11 protein-coding genes are annotated in these 15,587 nt (G+C 66.2%); all 11 read right to left on the bottom strand.

All coding sequences use genetic code 11. From position 1 onward, the window contains the following. Nucleotides 1–2: 2 nt before the first annotated feature. Nucleotides 3–608, bottom strand: a complete 606-nt coding sequence (locus BMX78_RS15120; protein ID WP_091420797.1) for a hypothetical protein — start codon at nt 606–608, stop codon at nt 3–5. Between the two features lie 34 nt (nt 609–642). Continuing rightward, nucleotides 643–1,611, bottom strand: coding sequence for a WXG100 family type VII secretion target (locus tag BMX78_RS15115; RefSeq protein ID WP_211482583.1), 969 nt, complete (start codon nt 1,609–1,611; stop codon nt 643–645). Between the two features lie 60 nt (nt 1,612–1,671). Continuing rightward, nucleotides 1,672–1,938 carry a WXG100 family type VII secretion target gene (locus BMX78_RS15110; RefSeq protein ID WP_091420782.1) on the bottom strand — a complete coding sequence of 89 codons (267 nt, stop codon included), beginning with the start codon at nt 1,936–1,938 and terminating at the stop codon, nt 1,672–1,674. A gap of 114 nt (nt 1,939–2,052) precedes the next feature. Beyond that, complete coding sequence (locus BMX78_RS15105; protein WP_091420779.1) at nt 2,053–6,525, bottom strand: type VII secretion EssC family protein; 4,473 nt, start codon at nt 6,523–6,525, stop codon at nt 2,053–2,055. Beyond that, the gene (locus BMX78_RS15100; protein WP_091420849.1) at nt 6,522–7,202 is read right to left on the bottom strand and encodes a hypothetical protein; all 681 of its coding nucleotides are present in this window, start codon (nt 7,200–7,202) and stop codon (nt 6,522–6,524) included. Before BMX78_RS15100 ends, BMX78_RS15105 begins: the two co-directional genes overlap by 4 nt. Nucleotides 7,203–7,213: 11 nt before the next feature. Next, nucleotides 7,214–8,761, bottom strand: coding sequence for a serine/threonine-protein kinase (locus tag BMX78_RS15095; RefSeq protein WP_091420776.1), 1,548 nt, complete (start codon nt 8,759–8,761; stop codon nt 7,214–7,216). Next, on the bottom strand, nt 8,758–10,176 hold the full coding sequence (locus BMX78_RS15090) for an FHA domain-containing protein (protein WP_211482582.1): 1,419 nt from the start codon (nt 10,174–10,176) through the stop codon (nt 8,758–8,760). The genes BMX78_RS15095 and BMX78_RS15090 overlap by 4 nt, the downstream gene beginning before the upstream one ends. 13 nt (nt 10,177–10,189) lie before the next feature. Next, complete coding sequence (locus BMX78_RS15085) at nt 10,190–11,014, bottom strand: PP2C family protein-serine/threonine phosphatase (protein ID WP_091420771.1); 825 nt, start codon at nt 11,012–11,014, stop codon at nt 10,190–10,192. After that, nucleotides 11,011–13,308, bottom strand: a complete 2,298-nt coding sequence (locus BMX78_RS15080; protein ID WP_091420769.1) for a transglutaminase TgpA family protein — start codon at nt 13,306–13,308, stop codon at nt 11,011–11,013. The genes BMX78_RS15085 and BMX78_RS15080 overlap by 4 nt, the downstream gene beginning before the upstream one ends. Beyond that, nucleotides 13,308–14,441, bottom strand: a complete 1,134-nt coding sequence (locus BMX78_RS15075; RefSeq protein WP_170850837.1) for a DUF58 domain-containing protein — start codon at nt 14,439–14,441, stop codon at nt 13,308–13,310. Before BMX78_RS15075 ends, BMX78_RS15080 begins: the two co-directional genes overlap by 1 nt. 164 nt (nt 14,442–14,605) lie before the next feature. Then, nucleotides 14,606–15,580, bottom strand: coding sequence for an AAA family ATPase (locus tag BMX78_RS15070; protein WP_091420762.1), 975 nt, complete (start codon nt 15,578–15,580; stop codon nt 14,606–14,608). Between the last annotated feature and the right edge of the window lie 7 nt (nt 15,581–15,587).

The raw sequence follows: 15,587 nt of genomic DNA, 5'->3' as shown, positions 1-15,587 counted from the left end.
CTTCAGGCTTGGGGTACGAGCGCCGGTGGGAGACCGTCGGTGTGTCGACCGGAGGCGAAATCAGGAGTTGAGAGGCTAACTGTGCCGGTCTTAGTTCCCTGGGCGGTGACGATTGCGAAAGTGGCTGAGTCCGCGTAACCGGGTGCCAGGAGTACTGTGGCTTTATCCTCATCGCCCGCGCTTAGCGGGGCGGAGGCAAACGCGGTCACGAATTCGCTCGCCTGGGCGGGTTCGACTTCGCTGATTTCGTTGATGCCGTTCGGCAGGGTGACGACCAGCACTTTATTGCCTTGGGGGGACCCAAAGATGCAGAACCGCAGACCGGCGACCACCCCAGGCTCCGCAGCCCGTGCGGCGTAGCCAAGATGCTCTGGTGGCGTTCCCGCGGCTCTGGAGACCAGGGCGGCGACTTCCGGCGCCAGCTCGGCGTTTCCAGCCCCGGTCAGCAGCCCGCGGAGGTACAGGCTGCGGTTTCCCCTGGCAGCTGCCCCCAGAAGATCGGCCGGGTCCTCAACACGAACAGTGGGTAGGGACGCCTTCCACTCCTTCCCCAATTGCACTGCGGCAGCCACAACTTCGTCATCGCTAAGCAGGACTTGTTTGCTCACTTCATCTCCTTTTGCATGGGTCTGTTCGCTCCCTCTAGTTCCACCACGTCAGGGCGTTCTTGCCGACGGTCAGAACGGACTCGCCGACTGTCTGCAGCGTCTCGACGGGATGCTGAACGACGTAATCGCTCACCATCGTGCGGCCCTCTTCGGAGAAGTCCGCCTTCATGGCCTCCTGAATATCGAACGAGACTGCGTTTGCTCCGAAAGCAAGGAGCTTGAAGTCCGATTTCTGCAGCTCGGGCAGGACGAAGTCCTGGCCGACCGTGAGGACGGCCTGACCCGCGGCGCCCAGGGCATCGAGGGGATGGTCCATGATGTAGTTGCCTACCGTTGCTCTGCCGGCGTCGGAGAAATCGGCCTGCAGCGCCTGCTGGCCGGCATAGGAGGCGGCATCAACCGCCACCGCTCCAAGTTCGCCCACGCCCTTGAAATGCCTGAGGCCCATGGAGACAGCATCGGCGCCGTCAAAGACGCTGAAGGTGCCATTCCGGACCTTATCGGCCAACGAGTAGATGTCCATCGCTTCGTCGATGTGCCCAACAACGGGCAGGCCGTGTCCGAGAAACTCCGCTCCATCCGCCGCGGTCTTGAGAAGGTCCCAAGGTTTAACGCCACCCGGAAGAGCTCCTCGACGGACTTCGTCGATAGCCTCCTGAATGCTGTCAAAGACCCCGCCGGCGTTCCATGCCGGCCCGGAAATGTTGCCTGCGCTCCTGGACGCCTGCAAGGCACCGCCGCCGTCGACCGCACTAACGCGTTCTTGTTCGTCGGCGTTCCGGCGCACCGTCGCGGCCGTGTCGCGAAGGAGACGGGCCGCGGTTGCCACGCGGGCATTGTGTTCGCTGTCCCATTGGCCCCGGAACCTTTCCGCGTCGGGACCAAGCCATGGGCTGTGTTGGACCGCGTTTCCCAGGAAAGTCCGGTGCTCATCGAGCTGGTCGGCCGCGCGGTCGAACTGCGCGGCGAGCGAGCGCAGTTCGGCGACGTCTGCCCCGTACATGGTCATTCCTACCTCCGAATATCAGGTGAGGGGCGGTTATGGCACCGCCCCTCACGAGGGTCACGACTGTGCAGCGTTCTCCTGCTGCGTCGCGTTGGTTGCCGCTTTGTGCGAGGCGTCCTGCAGGGCCTGGACCACCTGACGGAGGGAGCTGGAATGTGCACCGGCCCATTCGTTGCGGAATGCCGTAGCATCCGGTCCCTGCCACTGCGTACCGTCGAGGGAAGTCGTCAGGGTGCTGAGGATCGATTGGATCTCTTCGGCCTTCTGGTTGAGCTGCGAGCTCAGCTGACGTACCTGCTGGACATCAAGTCCCCACATGGCCATATGCGTTCTCCATTCTATTTAGTGGTCGGGACCGGTTATCGGTTCCGATTCGTTTGCTGCGCGTGCGATGCAGCAAAACTATCTGCGTCCCGGCTGGGGGTCGATGGGGATCAATCACCATTCCGCCGCGGCTCCTGCCTCGGCCACCTGAAGCCGCGAGGCACGGCCCTTGGCGATGAGGAATCCACGGCCGGGCGGGAAATCGCTGCGCCGGATCCGTCCCAGCGGGGCGCCGAGCAGGTCGCCGTCCAGATCCCCGGGCATCAGCAACAGGCCCCGGCGTCCGGACTTGAAATGCGGGGTTATTGACCAGGCCTGGGACCACGTGGACACTTCGGCTTCACCCACCACAAACTGGTCGGTGCTGACCGCCAGCTTGATTAGCCGGCTGAGGTCGGCCTCTGCCTCGGTTCCTTGGAACTCGGTGGCGCTTTCTATCAGGAGGGCCAACCTGGGTCCACCGTCGGCCGTATCTTCCAGGCGGCTGATGAGCCGGGCACAGAGCGCTGCGACGTCGCTGGGCCGGTCCGCTGAGGCGGTCCACCCACGACGTCGGGACAGCGGCGATGGGCGGGGACTGAGCAGCACCGTGTCCATCCCCGACCCGCTGCGGCGGACCGCGGCGGCCAGTGTGGCAAGCGCGGTGGACCGGCCGCTTCCGGCCGGGCCCGAAACCATGAAGGGGCCGCTGAGCTCGATGGCCGCCGGCCCGAGTGCGATATCGTCCACGCCGATGACTGCCCGGCGCTCGTAGAGTTCGGGCAGGGCTGAGAGCTCGACCTGGTCCGGGAGCTTGCCGATGGGCTCCGGGCGCTTGCTGCCGCCCCTGCCGATGCTCGCGGCCAGGTGCTGCACTTCCCGTGTCTGCAGGGCGAGGTTGGCGTGTCCGCCGATAACCGCGAACTGCAGCTCGTTACCGTCAAGGATTCCGCGTCCTGGGGGCGATGCCGGGGAGAGTACGTCCTTGGCGACGCCCAGGAGTGCGTATTCGTCCTCTGCCGCGAGCCGCAGGACGATGCGGCGCTGGACCGTCGCCGCGATGGAGGTGGGCACAGCGTTGGGGCGGTCGGCCGTCATCACGATGTGGACGCCGAGTTGGCGTCCGTCCGCGGCGATCTGGTTGAACGCGGCGAACCATGCCGCATTCTGTGCGCTGCCGAACTCGTACTGTTCACGGAAAACGCCGACGCCGTCGATGAGTAGATAGATTCTGGGCTCTTCGGGTGCGTTGGCCAGTTGGCGGTATTCGCCGATTGTGCCGGCACCTGCTGCTGCGTATCGGACGGCGCGGTCATCCACGATTTCCCGCAGCCGCCGCAGAACCCGAATGACGCGTTCCTCGTCGTCGCCGGAAACTACGGCGGCAACATGGGGGAGGGCCTCGAGCATTCTCAATCCGCCGGCCCCGAAGTCGAGGCAGTAGACGTGCGCCGTGCCGCCGCGCGTGGTGATGGCCGCGGCTGCCGCGATGGTGCGCAGTGCTGTGCTCTTCCCGGAGCCTCCCGTTCCGAAGATGGCCATGTTGCCGTCCCGGTCGGGTTCATAGAAAACAGGCCGTTGGGACTGGATATCGGGCTCGTCCAGCACGCCGATGGGAACGCGTTCGTCGGTGCGGGGGTTCGGTAACTTGCCGAGGCTGTAGATGGAGGCCAGCGTGTCGAGCCAGGGGCGCCGGGGTTGGGGCACGCCGGCGGACTCGGCGGCCGTTGTGATGGTGTCGACGAGGCGTGCGATGTCGTTGGGCCCCTGTTCGGCTTCCTCCGTTGAGTTCGCCGCTTCCGGGGACTCCCACACGGTGGGAACGCCGAAGGTGAGGTCCTCGACGTCGATCTGGGGTGGGGGCGCTACTGAGGTTGTATGGCCGCCCAGATAGCCTGTTTGGAAGGTACGGAGGCGACCGGGGCCGGTTTTGGCGGCGCCGCGTCCAGGGATTCCGGGGTCGAAATGTGCGGCCAGGGTGCTGTCGAGGATGTCCGTGGAGTCTGCTGCGTCCGCCATTCTCAGTGCAATGCGCAGGTTGGTGTTGGCCCTCAGGTTGTCCTTGATCACGCCGGCGGGCCGTTGCGTTGCAAGGATCAGATGAAGCCCGAGCGAACGTCCGCGTTGTGCGACATCGACCACCCCGTCGACGAATTCGGGCACTTCCTGGACGAGGGCCGCGAATTCGTCAACGACGATGACCAGGCTGGGTGGGCATTCCGGATCCCCGGTCCGTTCCAGGGAGATGAGGTCCTTCTTTTTCTTTCGTTCGAGCAGCCGCTCCCGGTAGCGAAGTTCGGCCCGCAGGGACGTCAGTGCACGGCGGACCAGGTGTGGTGAGAGGTCCGTGACCAGGCCGACGACGTGGGGCAGCTTCACGCAGTCGGCGAAGGCAGCGCCGCCCTTGTAGTCCACGAACAGGAAGGTGAGCCGGTCGGGGCTGTTCGCTGCGGCCATTCCGAGCACCCATGACTGAAGGAATTCTGATTTTCCGGAACCGGTTGTGCCGCCCACCAGGGCGTGCGGACCGTCGCGCCGAAGGTCAAGGTAGAAGGGTTCCGAGCCTGCGTGACCGACCAGGGCGCGCAGGTTGCCATCCTTCCGGCGGCGGACGGGGGAGCCGTCACGGACGGTGAGTGAGGCGTTTTCCTGCCAGCGCTCCACGAAACGGCCGGGACTCTCCAGCAGTTCCAGGCCGGCGAGCACGGGATACGAGACTTGCCTGGGAAGGTCGGAATCGTCGTCCTCCGGCGAACCGATGTCGACCACCGGGGCGAGCCCCCGGGCCACCTGTTCCAACTGGACCGGGTCGACGTGGTCGGCCGCTACCGGCATCGTCCGTGCACCCAGGCGGACCTGGCCGACGACGGCGCCGGAATCGGTCCCGTCAAGGGCCACGTACATCCGGCACACGGCGGGCAGGCGGTCGACGGTCGGGGCGCACCAGATGACGTGGACGCTCGCGTCGGCGCCGCGTTCGGCCAAACGCGTCAGGCGTCCTCGGTCGACAGGGGCGTCATGTTCGACCACAACCACCACCGCAGGGAGCGTCGGCGGGCCAAGTTCCTCGGCACGGTCTGGATCCAGCGGTCCGCGGACGGGTAGACCGGTGCTTGAGAGCGCGTCGCGTCGGGCCTCGACGAGCCCTTCGAGCTGGGAGAGCAGGGCGGAGGCGGCTGCGGGACCGTCGGCCAGCAGGGGCCCGTCGATTGGGCTGTGCGGTGAGGTAGAGTGTGGCATCCACTTAAGCCATTCCCACGCCTGGCGCGAGGCCGGGGCCAGCATGCCGGCGACGACAACTTCCGCGGGGGAGTGGCGGGCCAGGATTTGGAAGACTGCCCCGCTGGCCACCGCTTGGCGTTCGTTGGCGCGGCCGGCGAAGCCCAGGGCCCCAGAGCTCCGGAGCTGGGCGACGATCGGCACGCGGTCGACGGTGGAAAACTCGGCCTTGAGCTGCAGCAGCTGTTCCCAATATTCGGGTCTGGTGTCGTTGCTCTGGGGCAAGGCGAGCGTATTGCGGGACTCTGCCCGTCCCAGACCGAGGTTCACCGCGAGGAAGGTCGGGTGCTCAGCGCGTTCGCTCCACAAAAGCGGTCCGAGGTGCCTGGCCGCGTCCAGCAGCTCGCCGGTCCCCGGAAGCTCGGCCGTACGGGTACGCCGCTCGGCGTCCCGGGACTGCTCCATCCGCTCCTGCAGCTGCAGCATCGCCCCTTCGAAGCGGACTCGTTCCGTCTTGGAGGTGTGGCGGGCGGACAGTGCGTTATCGACATAGGTTCCGACCAGCAGCAGTGGACTCATGGCCATCATGACGACTCCCAGCAGCTGCTGGGTAAAGAGAAACAGTACGGCGCCGGCTATGAGTGGGGCGATCATCGCCAGGTACGGGAATCGCTGCCGCTGCGGCGTGCGAGGCGGCGCCGGGGCAGGGAATTCCTCGCCGCGGTGCCGGGAAACAATACGCGGGGAACGGATGAAATCGACGACCGCGCTTCCTCCCGGGGCGCTGGCCGTGCTTTGAAGGGGAACGACGCACATTGAAGTGTCGCCCAGCACGACGACGTCAGCAGATGTCACCACGGCCCGGGCTACCGGCGCCCCGCCAATGACCACGCCGTTGGAGGAGTTCAGGTCGATGATCTCAATGGCTTCACCGACATTGATTCGTGCGTGGCGCTTGGACACGAGACCATCCGCCAACCGGACATCGACATCACGGTCACGGCCCACGACGCTGGCGCCAAACGGAAGCGCCTGCTCACGCCCGGCATCTGGCCCGGAAAGAATCCGCAGGACAGCTGCTGCCGGTCCCCGGTCAGAACCCGCTGGTTGGAACTGGCTGGTCAGGGGGAAAAGCTCGACAAGGGCTCCTGAGCGCAGGCCGGACTCTCCAATGAGCGCACCAGGCTCGAGGTCGGTCATCCGGTTGGTACTTCCGGGCTCGGTGATCCGGAGCGAGTATCCTGCATCGGCTGCCCCTGAGAGGCTACCCGCAGTGGAAGGATCGGCGGCCAGCCGGGCCGCGACGTCGCCCACTGTCGCTGTTGCGTCTGCGGTGACGACGACATCGGATACGCCGTTGCTGCGCCGCAGCGAGATTTTGAGCCTCATTGAACCCCTTTTTCCAAAAGTGCGAGATCAGCCCGGGTCACGAGCCGGGAGGTGATGGCGTATTCGACGAGCCGGATGCGCCGGTTTGTCGCGTAGGAACTGACGTCACCGCGCATGCCCTGAACGCCGATGCGGTCTAACTTGTCGCACACGTTGTCGAGCTTGCGGTTGAAGCGGGTCAGGGCCCAGCCCAGCCGCTCGGAAGCCTTCGCGTTCGTCGGAATCTCGCCCCGGCCGCTGCCGTCAAAGCGGAGCATCTGCTCCGCCAGCGCCACGATCAGGACCCGCTGCGATTCGGTGAGGGTCACCGACCCAACCGTTGTTGCGCCTTCATGGAACGAGACGTCGGTGTACGAAAACGGGGGCTCCGCCGCATGCAGCGACAATTCGTAGGTTGTTGGACCGGCCGTGAAGACGACGGTGGTGCGTGCAAAAACGAGTGGCAGACGGCCGCCGGGGGCGAGCCAGGACTGCAGGCGGCCCGCACCGTCAGTCACCGTCACGGCCATGCGCGACCCGATGTTTGCAAGCACCCAAAAGCCCTCGAACCAGGAAACCTGGAGCAGCCGACGGTGGAGGAAGGGATTCTCATCCACCACCAGGTCAGCGTCCCGCCCGATGGTGTAGGTCGCTTCCCGTGTCACCGGATACCATTCGCCGCAGAACTCGATCTGCATGTCGGCGCTGCTCACGGGACGCACCCCAGTGAGGCCTCATCGGACGTCCGTCCGGATGAACGGCGCAGGAGCACCTCAACACAGGTGCGTCCGTTGGCAGCAACCGGAACAGTGACGGTGGGGTCGTTCGTGCCGGCCAGCGGGCTAGATGACCCCTGTTCCACGGTGCGCCATAAATAGCTGTCGCCGTCCTTGGGGTCCGGGTTCTTCCACGAGAAGATGACGCTTTGCCCTTCGGCCTTGCCTGTGACCGCTGCTATGGCGGGCACCGCGCCGCCGACCGGGGCGATCTCGACCGGCGCCGCCGTAGTGGGCCGGTTCTCGGCTTTAGGGCTGTTCAGCACGCCGGACGCGGCGACTACAGCGGCCAGTGCCCCGCCCGCCAGCAGGCTGCCGGCACCGATTCCTATCGCAGCCCACTTGCGCCGCCGACTGGGTTCTGCCGTGGCATCGGCCTGTGGTTCGACAGACACGGGGCGAAGCATGGTATCCGGGACTGGCGGTGCCGCCGGCGCGACGACGGCCGCGGGGCGTGCAACGGCCGGAGGCCGCCTCAGCGTGACTCCGTCGAGCAAGTCCGTATCGTGATTCGCAGGATTCGCCGCCACAGACGGCTGTGCCGGGATCGAGACAATGTTGCGGATCCGGGTTCCGTCGTCGTCATCAGAGGACTGCTCAAGGATGAGCTCTTCCTCCACGACGTCGATCCCTGTGGCTTGCATACCCAGGCCGATCTGGGTCCTTTGCAACTCGAGCGCGAACGCCATGGCGGACGGGTACCGGTCGCTGGGCGACTTGGACATCGCCTTTCGCAGGACCTGCTCCAAAACGCTGGAGACGTCGGGCCGGCCGATCGGTGGAACGGAGGCCGTGGTGATGCGGCTGATCAAGTCCACATGCGTATTCGACGCCCCCGGGACCTCGAACGGTGACCGCCCGGCCAGCAGGGTGTATAGCGTGGCCGCTAGGGCGTACACGTCCGAGGTCGCGTCACTCCGCGCAGGCGCGGCGAACGATTCCGGTGGAGACCAGGGGACCGACATGCCGCTGGCCTCGTCACCCGATCCGGTGGTGGCCGCGATACCGAAGTCCGTCAGCGCAGGCCTGCCGTAGTCGGTGACCAGGATGTTCGCAGGCTTAATGTCGCGGTGAAGGATGCCGGCCCGGTGAGCCGTCTCCACTGCCGCCGCGATCTGCACTCCGATGCGCAGTGTCTCGGCTTCGGAGAGCCGTTCACGGCGGTACCGCGCCTGCAGGTTTGGTTTGGAGCAGTACTCCATCACCAGGTACGGCCTGCTGTCCTCGGAAATTCCGGCCTGATGAATGGAAACAATCGAGGGGTGCGTGGCCAGTTGGGCCATGAGGTTCGCCTCGTCGGTGAATTCGGCGATCGTGTCGGTCCCGAGTTTGTCGAAAAGCATCACCTTGACAGCCACCTGGCGGCGCGGAAGTTGTTGCTGGTAGAGGAACACATCCGCGAAACCTCCCGAGCCGAGCAGCTCGAGATACTCGAATCCCGGCAGCGCCGGTGCGGTGGACGGCGGCCGGCGGGCGCTCACCGCAGCCCCTCGAATCCAAGTTCTATCCCGTCACCAAGGTCCAGCGTGTCACCGGCGACCAGGATTGTGGCGTCCCCCGGCTGCAGACGGACAGGGTCGGTCCCGGGGCGAAGCAGCCGGGTTCCGTTCATGGTGTTCAGGTCAACGGCCAGCACGTCCTGGCCGACGACGCGCAGCTCGAGATGACTGCGGGAGATGTCCTGGTTCGGGCTGGGAACCGTGACAAGGCGCGGAACATTGCCGCCCTGGACCCGCACGAGCTGGGGGCGCCGGCCGACGACGGCTCCGCGGTCGAGCGTGACCCGCTCGCCCGTAGACACCACGAGTGTGGCCGGGGCGCCAAGGGCAGGAGCCACGGGGCCGGGCGATGCGGCTGTCCCTGGTTGTCCCGACGAATTTCCCAACAGAGCCTGGAGCTTGGCTGTCGAGATTGTCTCGTCGTCGTGATCGCCCAGCCTGTCCTGGTGGGCAGGTCCGGGCGGGGCGGCGGCTGCGAACTGCGGCAGCCCCGAAATCATTGCGGTCGGAATGGGACGGGCTTCAGCTGGCGATTCGGTCACGGCACGGATGGCGGCGCCTTCCACCGATTTCTTCGTCGTCTCGCCGTAGAGCAAGTTGTCATAGTCCTCGGTGGCGGGCAACTCCTCAGAGGTTGCGGCCTCCCGGGAAGGATCGACGGTGAGCGGCGGCGCGATGGTCGTTTCGCCGGTTCCGGAGGGTTCCCCGAGTGCTTGCGGCTCTGTTTCCGCGTTGGGATCGTTCGGGCTGAGGTCCTGAAGTTCCGGCACCGGCTGAAGTGTCTCGGACTGCTCATCCGCCGGTTCCGGAGCCTGCGGGGCTGGTGCTTCGATACTTGGTTCCTCCGGGGCCGGTGCTTCGATACTTGGTTCCTCCGGGGCGGGGGCTTCAAATTCCGGCTCAGCCGCTTGCCCGACGTCGGCGGGCTGGTTTTTGGGAGTCTCCGGCACTTCAAACACTGAAGGGGCTGCAGGAGGCGGGGGAGTTGTCAGGCGATTACCGAAGGTGAACGCGATCTGGCTGGCGAGTACGACGCCGTCTTTCATAGGCAAGCGCGGTGCGTCGGCGCCCGGGATTCCGACTGTGATGGACTCTGCTCCCTCGATGCCGCGTTCGGTCCAGGTGGCAACCCCCATACCGCCGACCACAATGTCTCCCGCCGCCGACACGGCCTGGACCTCAAGGGGTCCCCGAACGGCGACCTGTACTTCGTCCCCGTGCGCGGTGCGGGAGACGACGGCGAACGACGGCAGAGCTGAAAGGCTCGTGCCTGAACCGCTGACGATGCCATCGAGGACGGCTGCAAGCCCGCCGCCGGCGCCCAGCGCGATCCAGACACTCTCCGCGAGTTCCGGTGAAACGCTGGCGGGCAGCATCGCAACACCGTCGTTCGTCACGAGTGCATACCAATCACCCGAACTGTATCGGCGCATCTCCGGTCCTTTCCTTCACACTGATTACCCGTGGCATGGTGTCCTCGTCCGGCACATCCAGGTTGGTGTCGTCGAGGTCACCTCCGGGGGCTTGAACCGCATCCACGACCACGACCGTGACGTTGTCGCGGCCGCCATGAAGCAGTGCTTCGTGAACGAGCCGCGTAGCGGCAGCCTGCGCAGACTGTTCTTCGCCAAGCACCTGGGCCAACCGGGCTGCGTCCAGTTCCTTGCTAAGACCGTCCGAGCAGACCATGATGCGGTCTCCTTGGGCCACCGGAATGAACCAGTAGTCGGGCTCGTCATACGAGCCGGCACCAACGGCCTTCGTGATGACGTTTCGTTGTGGATGGCGCTCGGCTTCCGCGGAGGAGATTTCGCCCCGATCCACCAGTTCCTGAACCTCGGAATGGTCCACGCTGATCTGTTGGAGCACACCCGCGGCGAGACGGTACGTGCGTGAATCTCCGATGTTAACGACCAGCCAGTAGGGCTCGCCGCCCTGCTCAGTGACCGCCACTCCCGAGATGGTCGTGCCGGCAGCGTCGGCACCGGTGGCCAGGCCCGCGACTTCCCGCACCGCACTGGCGTAGGCGCGTTCGACGTCGTCGAGCGCTATCAGTGGAAGCGTGCGAAGCTGCGCGAAGGCTTCAATAGCGGCGGCACTGGCGCGGTCGCCCGCCGCATGCCCGCCCATGCCGTCGGCGACGAAGAACAGCGGCGGCTCGGCGAGGAAGGAATCCTCGTTGAGGGGCCGTCGTCGACCGCGGTCCGAGTGTGCTCCCCAGGACAGTTCGATCATTGGTTTTTTGCTTTCTTCAACGAATTGTTGATGCGGGGAATAGGGAACTTTGCCCGCAGCGGCCCGAAGTCGCGCATGGCGGAGCGAGCGAAATATCTCGCCGCCAGGCGCCGACGCCAACCCACTGAGCGCCGGATCCTCCGTGCTGCGGTTTCAACATCCGCCCAGTACGCGGCGATTTCAGCGTCGCTGGGCTGACCGGTCCCGAAGGCGGCGTGATCAGCGCGGACGGCCAGGGGAGCGATTGCTTCTGACGGGAAGCGTTCGCCGAGCAAGGCCGCTTCCTCACGGCGCGTTGCCCCGGCAGGAACATCGGCGCCGTGGTCGACGACCAGGTCAACCAACTCTGACCAGCCTCCGCTGATCCTGTCCGGTGCGCGCGCCGCGGTCCGGCGTTGACGGCGCCGCCGCCAGCGCACCCAGGCAGCCAGAGCCGCGGGGGCCGCCAGGAGTGCAAGGATCCCGACGCCGGTCCCCGCCCAGCGCAGTGCGGCCAAGAGGGCGGCAAGGTCGTTGGGGGTGGAACCGTCGGAGGCCTCCTTGACGGGCGGGGCCGGTGGGAGTTCAACTGGCGGCACCACCGGGGGCGGCGGCTGCTGTACCTGCGGCTGTGGCTTCTGCTGACGCTGCGGCACTTCCTGCTTGGGCACCTGGTCAGTGGGGGGTGTTGGGTTGAAGCTCACCCAGCCAATCTGCTCGAACGGCACTTCCACCCATGCGTGCACGTCGGCTCCGGTGATGGTGCCGGCCGCGGAGGTGGGGTGGTCCTGGCGGAAGCCCATCACGACGCGCGCCGGGATACCAAGTTGCCGAGCCATCAGCGCCATTGCTACCGCGTACTGCTCGTCATCGCCCACCATCTGGGTTCCCTCGAGCAGTGTGGAAATGCGCTCAGCAGTGTGTCCGGCCCGTGACCGGGCCTCGCCTTCGAGCCCGTGGCTGAAGAACCCGGCTGTATGGAGTTTGGCTTCGATGGCTTTCAGCTGGTCCCAGGGGGTGGAGGCGCCGGCGGTGAATTGCGTGGCAAGTGTGTCGACAATTTCGGGAACATTCTGCGGTGCAGGAAGTGTGACCGGAGAAACGCGGGCGGCCGCGAGGACAGTGTCGTCCGGGGTTTGCGGGATCACGGCTTCGGCCGTGTACTGGTCTCCCTGAGCGACGCCGCCGACCGTCACAGCGGTTCCGGTGGCCGGGTTGTAGTTGAGTCCGTTCCTGCGGTCCCTGGGGATGCTGTCGTTCAGCGTCAGGGAGTTCAAGTAGCCCGCACCGGGCATCCAGACGCCGGTTAGTTGGTCGAGGGTCACCGAATAGGCAACCGGGTTGCCTTTCGTGGTGTTGGTAATGGTGCGTCCAATGCGGGTGAACTGGCCGGCACCGGCTGAGCCGTTGGTGGCGACCCGGTAGACGATGCCGTCGTACTGGTCCAACGTTGCCAGGCGGATGGCTGTGCCTTGCGGGAGCCCGTCAACAGTGAAGAGTTTCAGTGATTCTCCGCCGGTGGTGAACTGCCGGAAGGAGGTCAGCGGACTCGCGAGGTCGTGGACGTCCAGGGGAGGGACGACGGCGTCCCGCAGGACTGCGCGGTCGTTGGGGAGCGGGGCGATCGCCCCGGCGCCGAGCCCGACACCGAGCGCGACAACGAGGGTCGCCGCTGCCATCGCGGCGCGGCTGCCGCCGGGCGCGTTTCCGAGGGCCAGGTTGCCTGCCCCGCCGGTGTGTCCGCTTCGGAGGGCCCAGGCTGCCAGGCCGACTGTCAGCACGGCACCAACCACGGCGGGAGCGAAGGGCGTATAGGTGCTGAGCGTGATGGCAGCGAGCATGAGGGCGCCCACGGGGAGGGTGGCCCACTGGGGCCGGGCCCCGCGCAGTGTGATGCTTCCCGTGATGACGCTGCCGAGGATCGCGAGGAGGTAGGGGGCGAGCAGCAGAGAATCCATGCCCGACACCGGGGTCGCCGCCGTGAGCATGCTCTTCCAGACCTGGATCGGGCCCAACGCGAGCGCTCTGAGGACGTCCAGCGTTGGTACCGTTCCGAAGAGGCTCTCCGAACGCATCACGAGGAAACCGCCTGCGGCGAAGTACACCGCTGCGGCGGCCGCAGTGGTGCGGAGCGGCCCGAGACGCCAGCATGCTCCGGCAACGGCGACGAGACTGCCGAGGAGCACTCCACCACCAAGGGCCAGCCAGAAGTCATAGGTCCCGTAGACGGGATAGAGAGGAAGAAGGGCGAGGATTAATCCGACGGCTGCAATCGCCGCACCTGTCGCCCTGCTCCGGGATGGTGCCGAAGCCATCAGATCCCCTTCCGAAGAGCGGTGGCGAGATCTTCCAAGGTCGGGACTGTCAGGAGCGTCAGGTCGCCTGAAGTCCGGCGGCGGAGTGTGGAGTTCGGGTCCACGGTGATGGCAAGGCGGTGCGCTGCCACTGGCAGGCGGGACGAGGCACGGCTGAGCTGTTCTGGGCTGACCGGTGATCCGGTGACGAGGACGACGATTGACGCGCCGGGGGCGTGGGCGGCGATTGTCCCGGCCTGGTCCTGGAGTGGCCGGGCCCGGTCGTTGAGTTCCACGGCTGAGAGGCCATCGAGCAGTTGTCCCTTGGTATGACGCGCCGTTGCGCGGTGGGGTCCGAGGAGCGTGATCGCTTTCCCGTCGGCCAATGCGTGCACGCCAAGGGAGCCGGCGGTGCTGACGGCGAGCTCGAATTCGTCCGGGTCGGCGTACTCGCCGGGCCGGGCTGCCAGCAAAATGGCCAGTTGTGAGCGGCGGGTTTCCTCGAACTGGCGCACCATCAGGTTCTGGGTGCGGGCGCTGGACTTCCAATGGATGTGTCGGCGGTCATCCCCGGGCGCGTACTGGCGCAGGGCATGGAAGGAGATGTCGTCGTTGGAGATGGTCTGCCTTGCCAGGCCTTCGAGGTCCCGCAGGAGCCCAGTTGAGGAGTTGGCGAGCTGCACGATGCGCGGATGCACGTAAAGCTCAGCAGGGTCGTTGAGTCCTGCGGTGCGGCGCAGCAGGTGCAAGGGATCTGACTTTACCGACCGGACCGGACCCAGTTGCAGGACGGCGCGGCGCTGGGTGGGGACGGTGAACAGCTCCTCGAGCTCCTCGCCGGGGCCCAGGCGGGGCACCTGGAATGTTGCCAGGCCGCGGCCTACGGGGAGTTCGACCTGCGCGGGAGCGATGGTGCTGCTGCCCGGGTTGCGAACAAGGAGGCGCCCCACGGCCTGTTCGCCGACGACGACCCGACGGCGCGCGAGATCGACGGTAACGTCATACCTGGCCTTGCCCAGGACGAAGCCGACCGCCGTCATGAACAGGACGGCAAGAACACATGCTGATGCCCAGAGTTCCCGCCAGCCCAGGGCAAGCGCGAGCGTGAGGGAAATGGCCAGGACCGCAAGGCAGATCCATCCGCGCTGGCTCACCAGGCCGAGTTTTGCGCGCAAGACGGTCCATGCAGGACGGAGCCGCGCCGTGGTCGTGAAGAGGGATTCGACGACCGGATCTGCCGCTTGCCGTAACTTCAGGTTCACGGGATGCAGAGCAGGCGGCAGCAGCCGTCTAAGCGGCCGCCTCGCCGCTGCCTGGCTCATGCTGCCGCGCCTCGTGTCTGTGGCGCGGCGACGTCGGCCAGGACACGGGCCAGAACGGATTCGGCGGTGACCCCGGCGAATTCCGCGTCTGGGTCCAGAACGAGCCGGTGCTCCCACACAGGCAGGGCGAGGGCCTTAATGTCGTCCGGGAGCACGAAGTAGCGGCCCTCCGTGGCTGCCCACACCTTGGCAGCGCGGATGATCGCCAGCGACCCGCGGACGGAGACGCCGACCCGGACGTTGGGGTCATGCCGGGTTGCTTCGGCCAGTTGCGCCGTGAAACGTAGCACGGCCGAATCCACGTGGACCCCGTCCACAAGGCCTGCCATGTCGGACACGGCGCTGGTGGTGATGACGGCATTGACCGTTGATGAGCGGTCGCGCGTGGAGGCTGCGCCCAGGATCGCCTCGGCCGCCTGGAGGTCCGGGTAGCCGATGCTTGTCTTGATCAGGAAGCGGTCGAGCTGGGCCTCGGGAAGGCGGTAGGTGCCGGCCTGCTCGATGGGATTCTGGGTGGCGATGACCATAAAAGGCCGGCCCACGTCGTGTCCCACACCGTCGACGGTGACCCTGCCCTCTTCCATCACTTCAAGGAGCGCGGACTGGGTTTTCGGCGATGCACGGTTGATCTCGTCGGCCAGGACGATGGACGCGAAGACCGGGCCTCGGTGGAACTCAAACCGGTGGGTCTGCTGGTCGTAGACGGTGATGCCGGTGACGTCGGAGGGCAGAAGGTCCGGAGTGAACTGGATCCGGTGGTGCGTTCCGTGCACCGTGGCCGCCAGCGATTTAGCCAGCTGGGTCTTGCCCGTACCGGGCGCGTCCTCGAGCAGCACGTGCCCCTCGGCCAGCAGCGCGGTGAGGACGAGCCGGATGACCTCCGGCTTGCCGAGCACAGCTTGCCCGATGTTGTCAGTGAGCTGCTGGAAGGTTCCGGCGAACCATGTGGCCTGTTCCTGAGTGATTGTCATGGGTAGC

Origin of the sequence: Arthrobacter sp. OV608 (assembly GCA_900110595.1) — a bacterium.
In the GTDB taxonomy this organism is placed as follows: Bacteria; Actinomycetota; Actinomycetes; order Actinomycetales; family Micrococcaceae; genus Arthrobacter.
The sequence above is the reverse complement of the archived record's forward strand: the minus strand, read 5'-3'. Positions and strand labels throughout refer to the sequence as shown.